This is a genomic window from Aeromonas sp. 55A (assembly GCF_051919665.1).
Lineage (GTDB): Bacteria > Pseudomonadota > Gammaproteobacteria > Enterobacterales > Aeromonadaceae > Aeromonas > Aeromonas veronii.
In genome coordinates this window covers 2,429,930-2,448,570 of record NZ_JBQBEH010000008.1, presented here as the reverse complement: position 1 = coordinate 2,448,570, position 18,641 = coordinate 2,429,930, and the positions used below count along the sequence as shown (strand labels likewise).

The 18,641-nt window shown below is 59.2% G+C and carries 17 protein-coding genes; 11 read left to right on the top strand and 6 right to left on the bottom strand.

What is annotated here, in order from left to right; translation table 11 throughout:
• Positions 1 to 8: 8 nt before the first annotated feature.
• Both bcp and ACTG2G_RS15440 read left to right on the top strand, forming a co-directional pair.
• Complete coding sequence (gene bcp, locus ACTG2G_RS15445) at positions 9 to 473, top strand: thioredoxin-dependent thiol peroxidase (RefSeq protein WP_042656812.1); 465 nt, start codon at positions 9 to 11, stop codon at positions 471 to 473.
• 163 nt (positions 474 to 636) lie between these two features.
• Positions 637 to 1,137: a YfbU family protein gene (locus tag ACTG2G_RS15440; RefSeq protein WP_005341125.1), complete on the top strand. Its 501-nt coding sequence runs from the start codon at positions 637 to 639 to the stop codon at positions 1,135 to 1,137.
• Positions 1,138 to 1,196: 59 nt separating this feature from the next.
• Here the strand turns inward: ACTG2G_RS15440 and yfbV are convergent, their stop codons facing one another.
• Positions 1,197 to 1,637 (bottom strand): terminus macrodomain insulation protein YfbV, encoded by a 441-nt coding sequence (yfbV, locus tag ACTG2G_RS15435; RefSeq protein ID WP_005339116.1) that lies wholly within the window; start codon positions 1,635 to 1,637, stop codon positions 1,197 to 1,199.
• Positions 1,638 to 1,941: 304 nt separating this feature from the next.
• Between yfbV and ACTG2G_RS15430 the strand changes: the two genes are divergently transcribed.
• The 5 genes from ACTG2G_RS15430 (at position 1,942) to ACTG2G_RS15410 (ending at position 8,699) form a co-directional block, all read left to right on the top strand.
• A complete protein-coding gene (locus ACTG2G_RS15430; protein WP_421206035.1) occupies positions 1,942 to 3,144 on the top strand; it encodes an acetate kinase in 1,203 nt (400 codons plus the stop codon).
• Positions 3,145 to 3,198: 54 nt separating this feature from the next.
• Complete coding sequence (pta, locus tag ACTG2G_RS15425; RefSeq protein WP_005339119.1) at positions 3,199 to 5,379, top strand: phosphate acetyltransferase; 2,181 nt, start codon at positions 3,199 to 3,201, stop codon at positions 5,377 to 5,379.
• 380 nt (positions 5,380 to 5,759) lie between these two features.
• Positions 5,760 to 6,080: a ComEA family DNA-binding protein gene (locus tag ACTG2G_RS15420; protein WP_439985593.1), complete on the top strand. Its 321-nt coding sequence runs from the start codon at positions 5,760 to 5,762 to the stop codon at positions 6,078 to 6,080.
• 96 nt (positions 6,081 to 6,176) lie between these two features.
• Positions 6,177 to 7,088, top strand: a complete 912-nt coding sequence (gene galU, locus ACTG2G_RS15415; protein ID WP_005339121.1) for a UTP--glucose-1-phosphate uridylyltransferase GalU — start codon at positions 6,177 to 6,179, stop codon at positions 7,086 to 7,088.
• A 213-nt stretch (positions 7,089 to 7,301) separates the two neighbouring features.
• On the top strand, positions 7,302 to 8,699 hold the full coding sequence (locus tag ACTG2G_RS15410) for a peptide MFS transporter (RefSeq protein ID WP_021231963.1): 1,398 nt from the start codon (positions 7,302 to 7,304) through the stop codon (positions 8,697 to 8,699).
• Positions 8,700 to 8,773: 74 nt separating this feature from the next.
• On the opposite strand, the gene ACTG2G_RS15405 is transcribed toward ACTG2G_RS15410, so the two are convergent.
• Complete coding sequence (locus tag ACTG2G_RS15405; RefSeq protein WP_439985592.1) at positions 8,774 to 9,745, bottom strand: response regulator; 972 nt, start codon at positions 9,743 to 9,745, stop codon at positions 8,774 to 8,776.
• Positions 9,746 to 10,033: 288 nt separating this feature from the next.
• On the opposite strand from ACTG2G_RS15405, the gene ACTG2G_RS15400 reads away from it, so the two are divergent.
• The 3 genes from ACTG2G_RS15400 (at position 10,034) to ACTG2G_RS15390 (ending at position 12,427) form a co-directional block, all read left to right on the top strand.
• Positions 10,034 to 10,732 (top strand): DnaT-like ssDNA-binding domain-containing protein, encoded by a 699-nt coding sequence (locus tag ACTG2G_RS15400; protein WP_439985591.1) that lies wholly within the window; start codon positions 10,034 to 10,036, stop codon positions 10,730 to 10,732.
• 71 nt (positions 10,733 to 10,803) lie between these two features.
• Positions 10,804 to 11,658, top strand: a complete 855-nt coding sequence (locus ACTG2G_RS15395; RefSeq protein ID WP_439985590.1) for a DnaA ATPase domain-containing protein — start codon at positions 10,804 to 10,806, stop codon at positions 11,656 to 11,658.
• Between the two features lie 133 nt (positions 11,659 to 11,791).
• The gene (locus ACTG2G_RS15390; protein WP_338453950.1) at positions 11,792 to 12,427 is read left to right on the top strand and encodes an SDR family oxidoreductase; all 636 of its coding nucleotides are present in this window, start codon (positions 11,792 to 11,794) and stop codon (positions 12,425 to 12,427) included.
• Between the two features lie 110 nt (positions 12,428 to 12,537).
• Here ACTG2G_RS15390 and ACTG2G_RS15385 read toward each other — a convergent pair whose 3' ends face one another.
• The 4 genes from ACTG2G_RS15385 to ACTG2G_RS15370 all read right to left on the bottom strand — a co-directional run bounded on the left by ACTG2G_RS15385 (position 12,538) and on the right by ACTG2G_RS15370 (position 17,363).
• On the bottom strand, positions 12,538 to 13,734 hold the full coding sequence (locus ACTG2G_RS15385; protein ID WP_429205182.1) for an ABC transporter permease: 1,197 nt from the start codon (positions 13,732 to 13,734) through the stop codon (positions 12,538 to 12,540).
• Entirely contained in the window at positions 13,734 to 14,888 is a 1,155-nt protein-coding gene (locus tag ACTG2G_RS15380; RefSeq protein WP_429205184.1) for an ABC transporter permease, read from the bottom strand. Before ACTG2G_RS15380 ends, ACTG2G_RS15385 begins: the two co-directional genes overlap by 1 nt.
• Complete coding sequence (locus tag ACTG2G_RS15375; RefSeq protein ID WP_213389384.1) at positions 14,888 to 15,892, bottom strand: HlyD family secretion protein; 1,005 nt, start codon at positions 15,890 to 15,892, stop codon at positions 14,888 to 14,890. Before ACTG2G_RS15375 ends, ACTG2G_RS15380 begins: the two co-directional genes overlap by 1 nt.
• Before the next feature lie 73 nt (positions 15,893 to 15,965).
• The gene (locus tag ACTG2G_RS15370) at positions 15,966 to 17,363 is read right to left on the bottom strand and encodes a TolC family protein (protein WP_421387348.1); all 1,398 of its coding nucleotides are present in this window, start codon (positions 17,361 to 17,363) and stop codon (positions 15,966 to 15,968) included.
• Between the two features lie 292 nt (positions 17,364 to 17,655).
• Between ACTG2G_RS15370 and dusB the strand changes: the two genes are divergently transcribed.
• Positions 17,656 to 18,621 (top strand): tRNA dihydrouridine synthase DusB, encoded by a 966-nt coding sequence (gene dusB, locus ACTG2G_RS15365; RefSeq protein ID WP_019445016.1) that lies wholly within the window; start codon positions 17,656 to 17,658, stop codon positions 18,619 to 18,621.
• Positions 18,622 to 18,641 lie beyond the last annotated feature (20 nt).

The following is an 18,641-nucleotide window of genomic DNA, read 5'->3' as shown; positions in this document are numbered from 1 at the left end:
GAGACCCCATGCAACCACTACAAGCTGGCAGCCCCGCCCCCGATTTCTCCCTGCCCGATCAGAATGGCAATCAGGTCAGCCTTGCTGGCCTGCGCGGCAAAAAAGTACTGGTCTACTTCTATCCCAAGGCGATGACCCCGGGCTGCACCACCCAGGCCTGCAGCCTGCGCGACGTGAACGCCGAGCTGACCGCCCGCAATGTGGTGGTACTTGGCATCAGCCCTGATCCGGCCAAACGGCTGAAAAAGTTCGAAGAGCGGGACCAGCTCAACTTCACCCTGCTAGCCGATGAAGACCACGCCGTCGCCGATGCCTTTGGCGTCTGGGGCCCGAAGAAGTTCATGGGCAAGGAGTATGACGGCATTCACCGTCAGAGCTTCCTGATCGATGAAGAGGGCAAGATTGCCCACCACTTCGACAAGTTCAAAACCAGCGATCACCATCAGGTGGTACTGGATTTCCTCAAGGGATAATCCTCCCCTGCGTCATTGAAAGGCCTGCCATGCAGGCCTTTTTTGTCTGGTCAGCCGCCCCTTGCCAGCGGATTTTTCTCACCAACTCCCCCGCCCAGATCAAAAAATTCATTTTATATATGGGTTAACGTGACCCCAGAATCATCTTCCAGCGAGATATCCCATGAACATGAGCAACACAGAACGTTTGATCCTGAGCAACCAGTACGAAATTCTGGCGAAACTCAATCCGGAGAAAGCGGACGTCTACCAGCGCGCCAGCACCATCATCGAGCGCGGCTACTGCCTGCAGATCCTCGAGCTGGAGAAGAGCTTCGGCCATCTGGATCTGGCGACCTGCCAAGAGGTCATCGACACCCTGGAGCTGCACCACGCACTGGCCATCTCATGGGGCAATCTGGATGCCGCCGATCAGGGCGAGATCAACGCCAGTCGGCTGGAGTTCAACGGCTACAGCCGCAGCCAGGAGCGTGAGCTGGCTGACTACGTCTGCTTCCTGCTGGAGGTGGACAAGCGCTTCCCCGAGCTCAAGTGCCCGTGCGACGAGCTCTCCAGCGACATCGCCATGCGCGACAAGTACCAGCGGATGCTGCAGGTGTGGCGTCAGTGTCCCCGTCAGTACAAGCTCTCCATTCAGGAGATCCGCAAGGTGCTGGCGGCCTGATCCGCACACCAACCGCAACAAAAAAGGCGCCACTGGCGCCTTTTTGCATCTGAAACGGGTTATTCGTAGAGAAAGGATTTATCGAGCTGCTGGAAGGCGGCCTTGAGGGTATCGGCCAGCTCTTCATAGCGCGGCTGAGACACAAGCTGACGACGGCCACCCTGCTCGTTCATCTTGCCGTTGATCTCCCGATACCAGCTCGCCAGCGACGGGGGTAAACGGGTGTCGGCACGCTGGCCGAGCCAGTAGTAGCCCTGCAGCGGCAAGCTGAGCAGAAACAGCACCGAGGTGATGACGGAGGGCCAGTAGTGCAGCTCGCCAAACTGGAACTGCAGCATCACGCTCAACACCGCCAGTGCGGGGATCACCTTGAGGGCGAACTCGGTCGCCTTGATCACCCGATTTTCAGGAAACATCGAATTGAGCTCGGGACGGCGCGGCCAAAGCGTCATATAATGGCGGCCTTGCTGTAACTTAGTTCCAAAAATGTTCATGCTCATACTACCTCCGAGCGCTTTTTGAACGTACTAACGGCAAAACCTCGACAAAATTTGATGCAAAGTAACAAAGGTTGAGGATGACTTTGTTATTTTTCAACAATCGGGTTATCCTTTGTACGCCCATTTTTGCGTCAAAAGCTTCTTGCTATTGACCTGTCAGGGACGTCTGGATTTCGGGTCTTGTATCACTATACAAGGGGCAAGCAACAGATTGCCAACCCTCATAAGGATAAGTTGAAAGTTTTTGGCCGCACCGCGTCCAACGCATCCGCCTACACAACCCAATCTGCGATAGGATTTATTCATGAGTAAGCTGGTTCTTGTTCTTAACTGTGGCAGCTCTTCCCTGAAGTTTGCCGTCATTGACGCAACCACCGGTGATGACCTGCTGTCCGGCCTGGCCGAGTGCTTCAACCTCGACGACGCCCGCATCAAGTGGAAACTGAATGGCGAGAAAGGCAGTGCCGATCTGGGCGCGGGTGCCGCTCACCAGGAAGCGCTGGACTTCATCGTCAACAAGATCCTGCCGCTCAATCCGGAACTGTCCAAGAACCTGATCGCCATCGGTCACCGTGTTGTTCACGGTGGCGAGCGCTTCACCTCTTCCGTCGTTATCTGTGACGACGTGATCGACGGCATCGAAGCCGCCGTTCCGTACGCACCGCTGCACAACCCGGCTCACCTGATCGGTATCCGTGAAGCTCGCCGCGTATTCCCGGCGCTGGCTGACAAGAACGTGGCCGTATTCGATACCGCGTTCCACCAGACCATGCCGGAAGAAGCCTTCCTGTACGCCCTGCCGTACAAGCTCTACAAAGAGAACGGCATCCGTCGCTACGGCGCTCACGGTACCAGCCACTACTACATCAGCCTGGAAGCAGCCAAGCAGCTGAACAAGCCGGTTGAAGAGCTGAACATCATCAACTGCCACCTGGGCAACGGCGGTTCCGTCTGCGCCATCAAGAACGGCAAATCTGTTGATACCTCCATGGGTCTGACCCCGCTGGAAGGCCTGGTGATGGGTACCCGCTCCGGCGATCTGGACCCGGCCATCATCTTCTTCCTGCACGACAAGCTGGGCATGAGCGTTGCCGATATCAACACCATGCTGACCAAAGAGTCCGGCCTGCAGGGTCTGACCGAAGTAACCTCCGACTGCCGTTTCGTTGAAGACAACTACGACAGCAAAGAAGAAGCCAAGCGTGCTATGGACGTTTACTGCTATCGCCTGGCCAAGTACATCGGCGCCTACGCTGCCGCCATGGACGGTCGTCTGGACGCCGTTGTTTTCACCGGTGGTATCGGTGAAAACTCCGCCCCGATCCGTGAAATCACCCTGAACAAGCTGGGTCTGCTGGGCTTTGACGTCGATCACGACGCCAACCTGAAGGCTCGTTTCGGCAAGGGTGGCGAGATCACCAAGGCTGGTTCTACCAAGGCCCTGGTTATCCCGACCAACGAAGAGTGGGTTATCGCCCACGACGCGCTGGAACTGGTCGGCGCTTAATTGACGCAGTAACTCGAGGCCGCCCACAGGGCGGCCTTTTCCTGATCCCAAAAAATGAACAAGGGGTATAAAGTGGCACGCACTATTATGCTTATCCCGGTCGGCACTGGTGTCGGCGTAACTTCCGTAAGCCTTGGCGTTGTTCGCGCCATGGAGCGTCACGGTGTCAATGTCAGCTTCTTCAAACCGGTTGCCCAGCCGCGTCCGGGTGAAACCGGTGCCGAGCGCTCAACCGCCGTTATCCGCGCTGCTGCCAACATCAATCCGCCCGAGCCCTTCACCCTCTCCTACGCCGAGAACATGATCAGCTCCAGCAACACCGACATCCTGCTGGAAGAGATTGTTGCCCGCTTCGAAGAGCACGTGAAATCCAGTGGTGCCGAAGTGCTGGTTGTCGAAGGTATGGTGCCGACCGACAAGCAGCCCTTTGCCAACAAGCTGAACTACGACGTCGCCAAGGCGCTGGACGCTGACATGGTATTCGTGACCCACCCGGGCCATGACTCCAGCCAGAAGCTGAAAGAGCGCATCGAGCTGGCCTGCTCCAACTTCGGTGGTGTCAACAACCCCCGCATCGTTGGTTGCGTGATCAACAAGGTTGGCGCACCGGTTGACGAGCATGGCGTAACCCGCCCTGACCTGACCGAGATGTTCGAAGCCCATCACCACGCTTCCGATGCTGCCCACAACCTGGAAGTGCTGCAAGTGTTCGGCAAGAGCCCGCTGCGCATCCTGGGTTGCATCCCCTGGAACACCCAGCTGATCGCCCCGCGCGCCAAGGATCTTGCCAAGCATCTGGCCGCCAAGATCCTGCACAAAGGCGAGCTGGACAGCCGTCGCCTGCAGACCGTGACCTTCTGTGCCCGCTCCATCCACAACATGGTCGAGCACTTCCGTCCGGGCAGCCTGCTGGTCACCTCCGGCGACCGCTCTGACGTCATCGTCTCTGCCTGCCTCTCCGCCATGAACGGCGTCAAGCTGGGCGCCCTGCTGCTGACCGGCAACTATCATCCGGAGCCGCAGGTCATGGCGCTGTGCCAACAGGCCATGGCCACCGGCCTGCCGATCATGATGACCGGTACCAACACCTGGCAGACCGCCGTCAGCCTGCAGAACTTCAACGTCGATATTCCGGAAGATGACCGCGAGCGTATCGAGCTGGTACAGGACTACGTCGCTGGCCACATCGACAAGCACTGGATCGAGTCGCTGACCGTCAGCTCTACCCGTTCCCGTCGTCTGAGCCCGCCGGCATTCCGTTATCAGCTGACCGAGCTGGCCCGTCAGGCCAACAAGCGTGTCGTGCTGCCGGAAGGCGACGAGCCGCGCACCATCAAGGCTGCCGCCATCTGTGCCGAGCGTGGCATTGCCCGTCCGGTACTGCTGGGTAACCCGGAAGAGATCCGTCGCGTTGCCGAGCAGCAGGGTGTTGTTCTGACCGATCGTGTCGAAATCATCGATCCGGCCGTTGTGCGCGAGCGCTATGTACCGCGTCTGGTCGAGCTGCGCAAGAACAAGGGCATGACCGAAGTGGTTGCTCGCGAGCAGCTGGAAGACAACGTGGTACTGGGTACCATGATGCTGGAGCGCAATGAAGTTGACGGCCTGGTATCCGGCGCGGTGCACACCACTGCCAACACCATCCGTCCACCGATGCAGATCATCAAGACCGCTCCGGGCTCTTCCCTGATCTCCTCCATCTTCTTCATGCTGCTGCCTGACCAGGTGCTGGTCTACGGTGACTGCGCGATCAACCCGGATCCGACTGCCGAGCAGCTGGCCGAGATCGCTATCCAGTCCGCCGACTCTGCTGCCGCGTTCGGCATCGAGCCGCGCGTCGCCATGATCTCCTACTCCACCGGTACCTCTGGTGCCGGTGCCGATGTAGAGAAAGTGCGTGAAGCGACCGAGCTGGCCAAGGCCAAGCGCCCTGACCTCATCATCGACGGCCCGCTGCAGTACGACGCGGCCATCATGGAGAACGTGGCCAAGTCCAAGGCACCAAACTCACCGGTTGCCGGTAAAGCCACCGTGTTCGTCTTCCCGGACCTGAACACAGGTAACACCACTTACAAAGCGGTGCAGCGTTCAGCTGACTTGGTCTCCATCGGCCCGATGCTGCAAGGCATGCGCAAGCCGGTCAACGACCTCTCCCGTGGCGCCCTGGTTGACGACATCGTCTACACCATCGCCCTGACCGGTATCCAGGCTGCCCAGGCTGACGAACAAGCCTAATCAGTGCCTGTCTGAAAAAACCGATCACAAAGGCTGCTCACCCCAAGTGAGCAGCCTTTTTTATTGGTTCTCTTTTGAAGACCAGTGAAACATGCCATCAGCGCAGTGTTGCACAGAATAATGCCATGTGATGTGCCAGAAATGTCTCGAGCGTAGCACCCGCGGGAAAGCGTGCCCGCCACCTTAAAGATGTATCTAAAATAGATTCAAGATCATAAGGTTGGATATATGAGGGCATTCATAGCTAAGCGCTTATAGCAAATATTTCGCCATCGGCATGAGAATTTGACCTGTTAGAAATAGCAGTGAAAAAGACCCGTTCGATACGCTATTTCTCAAACTGCCTACTCGGCAAAATCCAACATCATGGAGGAATGGAAATGCTGATGAAGAAGCTCTCTGCAATCATGCTGCTGGCCTGCTTGCCACTGTTCAGCCAACCCGTGCTGGCCGCAGATAAGGCAGCACCCAAGCAAACAACCACGAGCGAGGTCGCCAAGGAGACCGGTAAGCTGAACATCAATACGGCCACCCTTGCCGAACTGACCAGCCTGAAAGGGATTGGTGACAAGAAGGCACAAGCCATCGTCGACTATCGGGAAAAACAGGGAAAGTTCACCTCGGTCGATCAGCTGGCAGATGTGAGCGGCATTGGCCCGGCCACGCTGGAAGCCAACCGTGACATGATCATCGTCAAATAACGTCCGAGCTCTGCATATACGAATGGGGTAGCCTGTGGCTGCCCCATTTTTCTTGGAGTATCATGGCCGCACTTTAATCCCGCTGGATAGTTTTCCATGAAAAAGACTCCTCTGACAGTTCGCAAGGCCGTGCTCCCGGTAGCCGGTCTGGGTACCCGTATGCTGCCAGCCACCAAGGCCATCCCGAAAGAGATGTTGCCGGTGGTCGACAAACCGCTGATCCAGTACGTAGTGCGCGAAGCCATCGCCGCCGGTATCAAGGAGATCGTGCTGGTCACCCACTCGAGCAAAAACTCCATCGAAAACCACTTCGACAAGAGTTTCGAACTGGAAGCGACCCTCGAAAAGCGAGTCAAGCGTCAGCTGCTGGAAGAGGTGCAACAGATCTGCCCGAAAGACGTCACTATCATGCACGTCCGTCAGGGTGAGGCCAAAGGTCTGGGCCACGCTGTGTTGTGCGCCCGCCCGCTGATCGGTGACAACCCCTTCGCCGTGCTGCTGCCGGATGTACTGATTGATGAAGTGGCCAGCGACCCGAAAAAAGACAACCTGGCCGAGATGGTACACATGTTCGAAGAGAACCAGATCAGCCAGATCATGGTGGAAGCGGTTCCCGAGAGCGAAGTGGACAAGTACGGCATCGCCGACATCAAGGGCGAGGCCCTGAGCGAGGGGATGTCCCTGCCGATGCAGGCCATTGTCGAGAAGCCGCCCCGTGACGAAGCCCCCTCCAATCTGGCGGTGGTGGGTCGTTACGTCCTCTCCTCCAATATCTGGCCGCTGCTGGAGAAGACCCCGGCCGGTGCCGGTGACGAGATCCAGCTGACCGATGCCATCGCCATGCTGATGGAGCAGGAGCAGGTCAACGCCTACTTCATGAAGGGCAAGAGCCACGATTGCGGCAGCAAGCTGGGCTACATGAAAGCCAATGTGGAATATGGTGTGCGCCATCACGAGCTGAATGGTGAATTCATCGGCTGGCTGAAGCAGTTCGTCAAGCAGTTGTAATCGCTGATAAATCTGTTTTTTATAGACGTATTTAAGGGGCATCAAATGATGCTCCTTTTTCATTTTTGCAACAAAAAATCAATCAAGAGTAAATAAACTCTCAGCAAATCATAATGTTGTAATTTATTCACACATGCTCTATAAGGATTGAGGCGTGTTTCTCGCCCTTGCATAAAAAACTCAAATAAATATAAGACACAGGTGGAAGTTCCAATGAATAACCCGTCAAAAGGGACCTTTTTAGGTCACCCTAAAGGGCTTTTTTTGCTCTTTAGTACCGAACTGTGGGAGAGATTCTCCTATTACGGCATGCGTGCCGTACTGGTGCTCTATCTGACCGACCTGACCGCCAATGGCGGTCTGGGCTGGAGTCAGGCAGATGCCCTCAAACTCTACGGTATCTATACCGGTCTGGTTTATATCACTCCGCTGATCGGCGGCTGGCTGGCTGACACCTTCCTGGGTCAACGTCGCGCCATCCTGATTGGTGCCGTGCTGATGGCCGCAGGTCAGTTCACTCTGGCACTGCCCCACGCCATGTTCCCGGATATGGTCAACACCATGTTCTACGCGGGCCTCGCGCTGCTGATCGTGGGTAACGGCCTGTTCAAACCGAACATCTCCACCATGGTGGGTGACCTCTATGAAGAGGGCGATCACCGCCGTGATGGTGCTTTCACCATCTTCTACATGGGTATCAACCTGGGTTCCCTGCTGGCAGGCGTGATCTGTGGTGCTGCTGCTACGGCCTACGGCTGGCAAGCAGCCTTCGTCGGCGCCGGTATCGGTATGCTGCTCTCTCTGGTGATCCAGGCCACCATGGCCCAGCGTTTCCTGGGTGACATCGGTCGCGTCACTGCCGCCCAGCGCGCAGCCGCCCTGCGTACTACCGAGCAGAAAGCACCGCTGACCAAGCAGGAAGTGGATCGCATCAAGGTTATCCTGGTACTGGGTCTGTTCACCATCATCTTCTGGGCTGGTTTCGAACAGGCCGGTGGTCTGATGAACCTCTACACCCAGGAGTATACCGACCGCATGATCGGCAGCTTCGAAGTGCCGACCGCCTGGTTCCAGTCCCTGAACCCCTTCTTCATTATCACCCTGGCACCGGTCGTTGCGGCCATCTGGATCAAGCTCGGCAAGAAAGAGCCGAACTCTCCAGTGAAATTCGCCATGGGTCTGCTGTTCCTGGCTATCGGCTTCCTGTTCATGGTCGGTGCCGTGCTGCAGCAGGGTGGTGACAACACCGTCAAGACCTCCATGTTCTGGCTGGTAGGTGCTTACCTGTTCCACACCCTGGGCGAGCTCTGCCTCTCCCCGATCGGCCTCTCCATGGTGACCAAACTGGCTCCGCTGCGTCTGGCTTCCCTGATGATGGGTGCCTGGTTTGGCTTCGTTGCCCTGGCCAACTACGCTGCGGGCTTTATCGGCTCCTTCGTGGGTGAAGCCGGCCCGATCGCCATCTTCGGTGGCATCGCCCTGGCTGCAGTACTTAGCGCCCTGATCCTGCTGACCATGGCCAACCGCCTGGTCTACTGGATGCACGGTGCCGAAGGCCCGGCCAAAGAGCCGCAAGCTCAAGAGAAGAAACTGCAATCCGCCACCGTCTAAACGGTCAGGATTGTAAACAACAAACAGGGCGCCCATCGGCGCCCTGTTTGTTTTAGCCTGTTTATCAGGCGGCATCAGTGATGACGAACCTGCACATCCAGCGAGCCGCCGCTGTCGCTGCGAAACTGCAGGGCGAACGGTTCATGCCAGCTGCGTTTGTGCAGGGCGTAGTGGCTGCTGCGCATCAGACCAAGGGGTAGGCCGCCGGAGCGCATCAGCCAGTGGGGAGAGGTGAGCCCAGCGTTGGCAAACACCAGCCCATCATGCTGATCAAACAGCAGCGCCGCCATGGCAAAAGAGTGGCGAAGCCCGGACGCCATCAACTGATGGTTGAGGTAGTCGAGCAACCGGTGCGGCTGGCTCAGCAACCGGCTCTCGTTCTGCTGAAACTGGCGGTAGGGGACGTTCATCAAGGATCGCACCAGCGCACCACAAAATGCCGCATCCGCCCCCATGATCGGCAGCTCCATCACCAGCACCAGCAGCTTGTCTTCCACCTTGAAGGTATCGGGAATAAACAACTGCCCCAGCCCCTTGAACGTGACCTGCCAGGGGCCCCACTCCTGCAAGCCCGGCGGCTTGAGCCCCGCCAGCAGGCGGCTGGCTGCCTTGTCGTGGGCACTGAAATAGTCGATGTGATCCATCAGCTCCAGTTGCTGCGCCCGGTTGGCGCTGCCGTTGAGACACTGTTCGATACTGCGCTCGACCAGCGCGTAATCCTCGAGGGGTTTGAGCAGATAGTCCCGCGCACCGGCACGCAAGGCGCTGGCGACCGCCTCCATGGTGCTCTGGGCTGAGATGACGATAACCGGAAGTTGGGGGTAGCGGGCAGAGAGGCAGGCTATCACCTCACAGCCATCCATATTGGGCATATTGAGATCGCACAGCACCACGTCGGGATGATAAATCGCAGCGGCTGACAACCCTTCAATCCCATCCTCAGCTTGAAATACTGTTGCCCCGTCCCGCGCGAGGTAACTTACTAACGAGTGGCGAAAAACCGCTTCGTCTTCCACCACCAGGATCCGCAGTCCGGGTTTTGGCATGTTGACAAAACCTTATGAGTCAATTGTTTATTTAAGTAATAAGACTAGCCCAAATCAGCAGGAATGCTGTGAACATTGCGTCAAAAACAGCCGAATTTGCTAGCCGTCATACCAGAAGAGTGCAAGCTGCTGGATTGTAGAAATAATCTCTGCCCCTGCCCCCCGAGGTAGGTGCAATATTCACCACCCGCCCATCACCATATGGGGGTGCTCACGAGCTGTGTGACGAATTGTGCAAGTGGGCGCCATAAGGGATAATGCCACCCACTCCAGCTCGTGAAGAAGACCATGACCCCAGCCGAATACAGCGCCCTTGCCCACCCCAGATTGTCCCATCCGGCTCGCAGTCTCTATACCTTGCAGCTGCGCCGACTGGTGCTGGAAAATCAGTCGGCCAGGCTCAACTATCCCGAGCTGGGTCGGGCGCTGGCGGTGGTCGATCCGGGTGATCCCTGCGGTTTTTCGTTTCAGGTCAATGCCCGCCAGCTCACCGAGCTGTTCGATGAACTGATGGAGGCGGGCCTGCTGCAGGTCGAGGCACAGCCCGAGAGTGAGCACTATCATCAGTGCCCGTTCCAGTTGCCGCTGCTGACCCAGAAATTGCGCAGCCCGCTGCCGGAGCGCCCCTTCCAGATGCATCTGCAGTGGCGCCCGGACGAAGAGCTGCCCGCCCTCGCCCGTCTGTGCGGGGTAATCGATGCCAGCTATAGCGAAGAGGATCTGGGGGAGTTTATCGCCTACTGGCTGGGGCGCCCCGAGGTGTTCGACTCCCAGCATCAATGGATGCTCAAGTTTATTCGCGCCCTCAAGACTCGCCGCTATACCCGTCGCAAACCGATGGAGGTGCAGGGCTACCAGCAGGTGACGCCAGCTCCGGCAGAGTCAGGCCCGAGCAAACGGGCCCAACAGATGATTGAAGAGGCCAAGCGACTGGCCCAACAGCAAACGCAAGAACCCGCCACGCAGCAGGGGCCGGATAATGATTGATAGCGGCCCCCGCCTGCAGGCAAAATCAACCCCTTGTCTACCCATCCCTGATCGAGCAGAAGGAGCATTCCATGACTGACCAGCAAGATCCCCTGCGCCAGGAGCTGGAAGAGATCGAAGCCAAGCGCCAGAAGATCGCCAAGGCCAAGCAGGATCACCGCATTCACGACCCGGAATTGAGCCGCCATGTGGGTGGCCTGCTGGAGCGCATTCGTCGCCTGCAACAAGAGACCGGTGGCGGCCAGTATGACTACGAGACTCTGCGCAAGGAGTATGACGCCAAGGCCAACGCCGAGGTGCGCGAGCTGCAGAAAGCGGCCCGCCAGGAGCGGATCCAGAAGCTGATCGCCCAGGCCGACCTCAACCCCGACTGGGTATTTGACAAGATGGATGCCGGTGACCCGGCGCTGCAATACCCCATCGAAACAGCCCGTTACTTTATCAGCGGCTTCGAGCACTGGGAGAAGAGCGGTGGCGGCTGCATGCTGATCTACGGCGACTACGGCACCGGCAAGTCAACGCTGGCGGGAGCGGTGGCGCATGAGCTGATCGCCCGTCACCAGAAATCGGTGATCTTCCAGCAGTGGGCCTCCATCGTCGATCGGCTGTTCTTCAACGTCATCCCCGACCAGGATGAGCGCAACCAGTACCGCCGCGCACTGGAAGAGGTGGATCTGCTGATCATCGACGAGGTATCGGCCAACCGCGCCAAAATGGCGGAGAGCCAGTCCAGCTTCCTCGGCCACCTGCTGCGCCGTCGTCGCAACCTGTCAAAGAGCGTCATCATCATCACCAACCACACACCCCAGAGCCTGCATCAGGCGATCGGTGATTTCAGCTATGAGGCGATCAAGGCGTTCAATCCGGTGGATATCCACCTGAGCGGCCCAAGCCGTCGCCCCAGCATCGGCAACTACAACGGCTGATGCCTCTCAAAGAGTGCGAGTCGCTGGAGGCTCGCACTCTCTCCTCCCTGCCAGCTCACAAATAGAAACAACTCTCATTTACAGCAAGCGAACAAGCCACTAGGCTAGCCCCTTTTGCCAAGGGAGCTCATCTATGCCAACCACACTGATTTTCGGAGCCAGCCGCGGGCTGGGCCGCGCCTTTACTCATCACGCCCTGAACCAGGGGCACCGGGTCGTTGCGCTGGTGCGCAGCCCCGAGATGGCCATGGAACTGAGTGCGCTGGGAGTTGAGGTGATCGAAGGGGATGCGCTGGATCCGGCTGCGGTGCAGCAGGCATGTGCCCGTGCGGGGCAAGATGCACAGGTCGTCTCCACCCTCGGCAGCTTCCGTCAAGCCGCGCCGGTGGACTATCAGGGCAACCGCCATGTAATCGATGCCATGGAGCAGGCTGGCCTGAAACGGCTGCTGCTGGTCACCTCCCTCGGCTGCGGCGACAGCTGGCAATATTTGCCGCAGCGGGCCCGCGCCGCCTTCGGTCATGAAGTGCGTCTCAAGAGTCTGGCGGAGAGCTGGCTGCAGACCAGCGCCCTCGCATGGACCATTCTGCGCCCGGCGGGCCTTCAGGATGGCGACGCCACCGGCCGCGCCGAGCTGAGTCAGGGCAAGGAGGTACACGGACTGGTACGCCGCGCCGATGTGGCCGCCCAAGGGCTGCGCCTGCTGGCGGATGAGACGGCTGTGGGGCAGATCTACGCCATCGGGGATCCCACGCTCCAGCGCGGCTAAAGCAGCAGTAAAATCGCTCATACCCACCACATACCAAAACGGTCAGCCCAAGGGCTGACCGTTTTCGCTTTACCGCACACGCTATCTCACGGGCGCTTGCCCTATCCCGCTTAACCGGCAGTCGTCTCACTCTGTACGACCGGCTGACTGGCCACCGGCAGTGACTGCTGCCGCCAACGCAGCAACAGGCAAGCCAGCACGCCGTAGAGCAGCGCCAGTCCCCATAGCTGCCACCAGTAGCGGGCAACCTGCGCGAAGTCAGCCCCCATCTGGTTGAGGCGCAGAAAACCCTCGATACCGGGGATAGTGGGCACCCACTGAGCCAGCCAGTTGAGAGGCGCCGGGATCAGCTCGAGCGGCCAGATAAAGCCCGCCAGAAAGACCAGCGGCAGAGAAGAGATGAGCACTACCTGAGTCGGCAGATCCCGCCGGGTAAAGATCGCCCCCAGCACAATCCCGAACCAGCAGGTCGCCAGCAGGAACGGCAGGGCGAACAGCCACAACTCCAGTGGGTCAGCATGGCGAGCGATGTTGTAGTGATCGAAGCAGAAGCCGAGGAAGTAGCTCACCGGCAGCAGGAACAACCCCGCCAGCACCAGGGTTCTGGCCAGCAGCAGCGGCAACACAGGCGCGCTTTGCCAGTAACCATGCTCGCCGCGGCAGCTGCGCTGGTTCTGGGTCGCCCCCAGGATCCCCGCACCCATCAGCAACACCTGATGGAGGATCAGCACGAACACCGCCGGCACCACGTAATTCACATAGCCCATGGTGGGGTTGAACACCGGCACCACGTTGAGAGCCACCGCATTCCAGCCCATGGCCGCTTGTGGTAGCGCCTCGCCGTGGCTCAACAGCCGCGCCACCTTCACCTGCGCTGCGAGTGTGCCGCCGGCCTGCGCCAGCCCCTCGGCAATGGTACCGTAGACCAGAAAGTAGGAGGCATCACCGGCATAGCTCAGGGTGACGCTCTTGCCCAGCATCAGATCACGATAGAAGTGGTTGGGGATATGCAGGATGCCGCTCGCCTCCCCGGCCATCATCAGCTGGTGCGCCTCGGCCAGCGAATTGGCCCGCGCAACCAGCTTCACCTGCGGCGTGGCATCGGCCATAAACTCCAGCTGACGGGACAGCTGACTGCCATCGTCGTTGACCACCACTACCGCCTCTTCCCGCGGCAGCTGATGCAGATAGGGCTGGGGATAGAGAAACGAGTAGAAGATCACCCCGCCAAACAGGGTCAGCATGATGGCGCGATCCGCCAGCAGGGTGCGCAGTTCGAGGCGCAACAGATCGACAAATCCCAGCATCACTCAGGCTCCTTTTCGGCGCTCGCCACTGCGGCTGATTGACCGGCCAGCTCGGCCTGCTGCTTGTAACGTCGTACCACCAGCAGCAAGGGAAGCAGAAACAGCAGCAGCGCCCCCAATTGCGGCAACGCCGATGCGAGGGGCAGACCGTAGTTGCTCTGACCAATCTGCAGCTCCACATAGTGAGAGACCGGCAACAGGCTGCGCCAGAAGCGGGCGAAATCCCCCATGGCGCTCACCGGAAAGGTGACCCCCATAAAGGCAAAACCGGGCGCCGTGTAAGCCCCCGCCAGCGACAGGGCGCGGGCCGGATCCCGGATGATGCCGTAAAAGAAGGCCCCCATGGTAACGCAGGCGGCCGAGGCGAGCCCCAGACCCACCACCAGCACCAGCCAGCTGCCGTGCATGGGGTAGGAGAAGCCCTTGAACAGCAGCAGCGTCCAGACTATCCCCCAACCCCAGCCAATCAGCACGTGGGGCAGCAGGGTGCGCCAGAGGCCAAACCAGACCCCGCGAGTGGTCCAGTCCAGCCCCAGCCGATCGGTACGGGCCAGCGCATTGAGGCCGAACAGCACCACCAGGATCTGCCACACCGCAGGCAGAATGGCACTCAGCAGAAATTGGGCATAGCTGGAGTTGAGGTTATAGAGCGCAGTGACCTGACTGCTGATAGGCACCGACTGTCCGAGTGCACCGGGCAGCGCCTTGCCATCGGCCATCGCCTCCAGCACGCCGACCTGACCGTTAAGGGTGCCTACCACCTGCGCCAGCGCCGAGTTGACCAGCTTGGCGATCAGGATGAACTGGCCGTTGTTGAACACCGTCACCTGCGGCTGGGTACCCTGACGGGCATCCCGCTCCAGATGGTTGGGGAGCACCACCAGCGCATAGATATCGCCACCGCGCAGGGCGTGGGCACCTGCATCGATGGAGTCAAACTGTTGCGCGACCTTGAGCCCGGCCGAGCCATCCAGCGAGAAGGCGAGCTGGCGCGAGAGCATGCTGTGGTCGAGATCCACCAGCCCCACCTTGAGGTCGCGGGCCAGCCCTGCCGAGAAGATCCAGCAGAGGATCCCCATCAGCAGTAGCGGCACCCAGCTCATCAGGGCACGACTGAACGGATCCTGCCACAGCAGCCGAAATTCACGTCCCATCAGAGTTCAACCAGCACACTCATGCCAACCCGCAGCCCCTCAACCGGTTGCAGCGGGCGAGCCTCCACCTGGAAGCTCTTCATGTCGAAGCCCTGCCGGGTATCGGTGGCACGCCAGGTGGCGAAATCACCCATCACGGCCACATGAGTCACCTTGAAGCGCACCATCTGATCGCCAAGGCCCGGGATGCGGGCATCAAACTCGGTACCGACCGGGAAGCGGGGCAGCAGATCCTCGCGAACGTGGAACTGGGCCCAGGCATCGCTCATGTCGAGCAGGGTCACCACCGGGAAGCCTTGTGGCGCCAGCTCGCCGCTACGCAGCAGTACCTGACTCACTTCACCATTGTGGGGGCTGGTGATGCGGGTGTCGGCCAGATAGGCCTCAACCTCCGCAACAGAACCCGCCGCCATCTTGGCCTTCTCGCGAGCGGCGATCTTGGTCTCTTCCCGCGCCCCTTCCAACGCCATCTGGTACTGTTGCCACGCCATCCCTTCGCTGTAGCGTGCAGCTTGCCACGCGGTCCAGGCCTCATCGCGTTTTTGCAGCGGCATTACGCCGTCGCGATGCAGACTGGCCACCCGCTCATAGGTCTTGCCACGCAGCTGGGCGGCAGCCTTGGCTTTTTGCCACTGATCCTTGGCGGCAGCGATCTGTTGGGCTCTGGCCCCTTTCTCTGCCTCTTGCGCCAGCGCCCCCGCAGCAGCTTCACCGGCCTTGGCCTGGCTCAGCTTGGCTTCGATCTCGGGGCTCGCCAGGGTAAAGACCAGCTGATCCTTGGCCAGCTGATCGCCCTTTTTCACCAGCACCTCGTCGATGCGACCCGGCACCTTGGAGGAGACCGAATACTGCTGTGCCTCAATCTGCCCTTGCAGATGCACCGGCTCGGGTTGATAGGCGAGCCAGAAGCGCCAGCCGAGCCAGACCACCAGGATCACCAGCACCAGCGGCAACAACAGCGGTTTACCCTGGCTCATCTTCTTTTTGATGGGGGGATGGCTCATCACTTCACCTCGACAAACGGGCGACCCTTGGCGGTCGAAACAGAGATAGAAAAAGGAACGGACTGGAGTGCGATCATGAGTTCACCTCGATCACCTGACCGTGCTGATATTGATTGAAACTGTTCATCTGGCCGGAGAGCGCCAGCAGGCGGGCCAGCGACACTACATATTGATAGGCCGCCGCTGCGCGCTGGGTCTTGACCCCCGCCAGCTGGTTTTGGGCATCCACCACATCAAGGGAGGTAGAGAGCCCCTGCCCGAAGGCCTTGTCCCGCAGCAGCACGTTCTCCTCTGCCAACGCCTGAGTGGAAGAGAGGGATTGATACTCCTCCAGCCCCTGCGCCGCTTCGCGCCAGGTCTTCTCTACCAGCAACTCCAGATCCTGGCGGGTCTTGGCCTGCAGCAGATTGACTTGCAGCTCGGCGCTCTTGGCGGCCTGCATCGTCTCGGAGCGGCCATCGCGACTCACCAGCGGCATGCTGACCCCCACCCCCACCAGCCAGTCCGGCGCGGTCTTGGAAGCGAGCGAATCATCTTCATAGAGGTTGTAGTTGCCGAACAGGAATACTTCGGGGGCATATTTGCCCTGCTCGACCCGGATCAGCCCCTTGGCCTGCTCCTTCTTGGCAGTGAGCAGCTTGAGACCGGGGTGCACCTCCAGGGTCTGACTCACCAACCCCTCAAGGCGCGGCAGCTCCTTGTTGACGAACAGGCCGCTGCCCGGCTGGGCATTTGGCAACTTCAGCATGCGGCCAAGGGCCAGCTCGGCGATCTCGAGGCTGCGGCGCGCCTTCTGGGTATCGATGCGGGCCCGATCATAGGCTGACTGGGCGGAGAGGCGCTCCACCCTGGCTATCTGCCCCTGCGCTTCGAGCTTCTTGGCATGATCCAGATGGTGGGCCAGCCCCTCTTCGATCTCCTGTTTGGTCTGCACCACCTGAGCAGCCAGCACCACGCCGAAATAGGTTTGGGAGAGGCTCTCGAAGGTGGATTGCTGTTTGAGCACCAGCAGTTGCTGGGCTTCGCTCACCTGCGCCTGACGGATATCCTGAGCCGCATCAATGCGGCCACCGGCAAACAGCGGCCAGAGCATCTTGACCGAGCTGGTCACTACATTCTGCTTGGTCAGGGGGGTGACAAATGCGTTGGCCCCGACCCCGAACAGGCTGCCGAGCGCCAGGATCAGATCTTTCTGCTTGGCCAGCGGATTGAGATCGAGGGCATCAAGTTCAATCGGCTGATCAAGATGGGTATAGCTGGCCCCCAGATCCACCTTGGGCAGATACATGTCCTTGGCCGCCTCGCGCAGCTGCTTGGCCCGATCGACCCCGGCCTGCTCGGCAGCCAGCCCTTCATCCTGCTGGATGACCCGGGTCCAGGCTTCGCCGAAACTGATGGTTTGCGCCTGCGCCGACCCCAGCACGGCCCCCATCAGACACGGCCAGAGTGATTTAATGAACCTTGACGTCATAGATCCCCAATCCGCTTTTGTTGCATAAATGTTTGGAGCATTTGCTCAACTTAAGCCCGCTATCATAACGCAAAGCGGGCCTGCAAGTGGACTGACAATTATGCAGGTGTCCGACCCGAATGGTACAGCGCTCACTCTCCGTCAATCTGGCCGTTTTTCAATAACTCCAGAATTTGCAAGCCTTGGCGCGACGTTTTTTTCAGAAAAAAATGGCTGACGCTCAAATACTAACCTTTTCTCCTGCCTAAAAAATGCGTAATATACGCCGCCCTAAGCCGATGGTAACCGTGGAATGCAGATAGGTCCCCACACGCTTGAAACTCCCTTGATCGTGGCTCCCATGGCCGGTGTAACTGACCGACCATTCCGTGAACTTTGTTTGCGACTGGGGGCCGGCATGGCCGTTTCCGAGATGCTGCTGGCCAACCCGGATGTCTGGGATACCCAGAAAACCCGGATGAGGATGGATCACTCTGCAGAAGGCGGTTTGCGATCGGTCCAGATTGCCGGAGCCGACCCCGAGATGATGGCGTTTGCTGCCCGCTACAACGTGGAGCAGGGCGCACAGATCGTCGACATCAACATGGGATGTCCGGCAAAAAAAGTGAATAAGAAGTTGGCAGGTTCTGCCCTGCTGCGTGCCCCCGATCAGGTCAAAGCAATTTGCCGGGCCGTGGTGGATGCAGTGGAGGTGCCTGTCACCTTGAAGATCCGCACAGGATGGGATCCGGATAACCGCAATGGCGTGGAGATCGCCCGAATCGCCGAAGATTGCGGTATCGCGGCCCTTGCCGTGCATGGTCGTACCCGTGCCTGCCTCTACAAGGGCGAAGCGGAGTACGACACGATCAGGGCGATTAAGCAGGCCGTATCGATTCCTGTTGTCGCCAATGGTGACATCAACAGCCCGGAGAAAGCCCGGTATGTCCTCGACTATACCGGTGTTGACGCCGTGATGATCGGCCGAGCTGCGCAAGGACGACCCTGGATTTTCCGGGAAATCCGTCATTTTCTTGAGACGGGCACCAAGCTGCCGCCTCCCGAGAGGGAAGAGGTTCGCACCCTGATGAACGAGCATGTAACCAACCTGCACCGGTTTTATGGTGCATATCTGGGAGCGCGCATAGCCCGTAAACACGTGGGCTGGTATCTGGATGAAGAAGAGACGGGCCGAGAATTCCGTAAGCACTTCAATGCCCTGGATTGCGCAGACGCGCAACTTGAGGCACTCGAAGCGTATTTCGATGGATTAGGTTAACAAGATAACTAAAGAGCCGA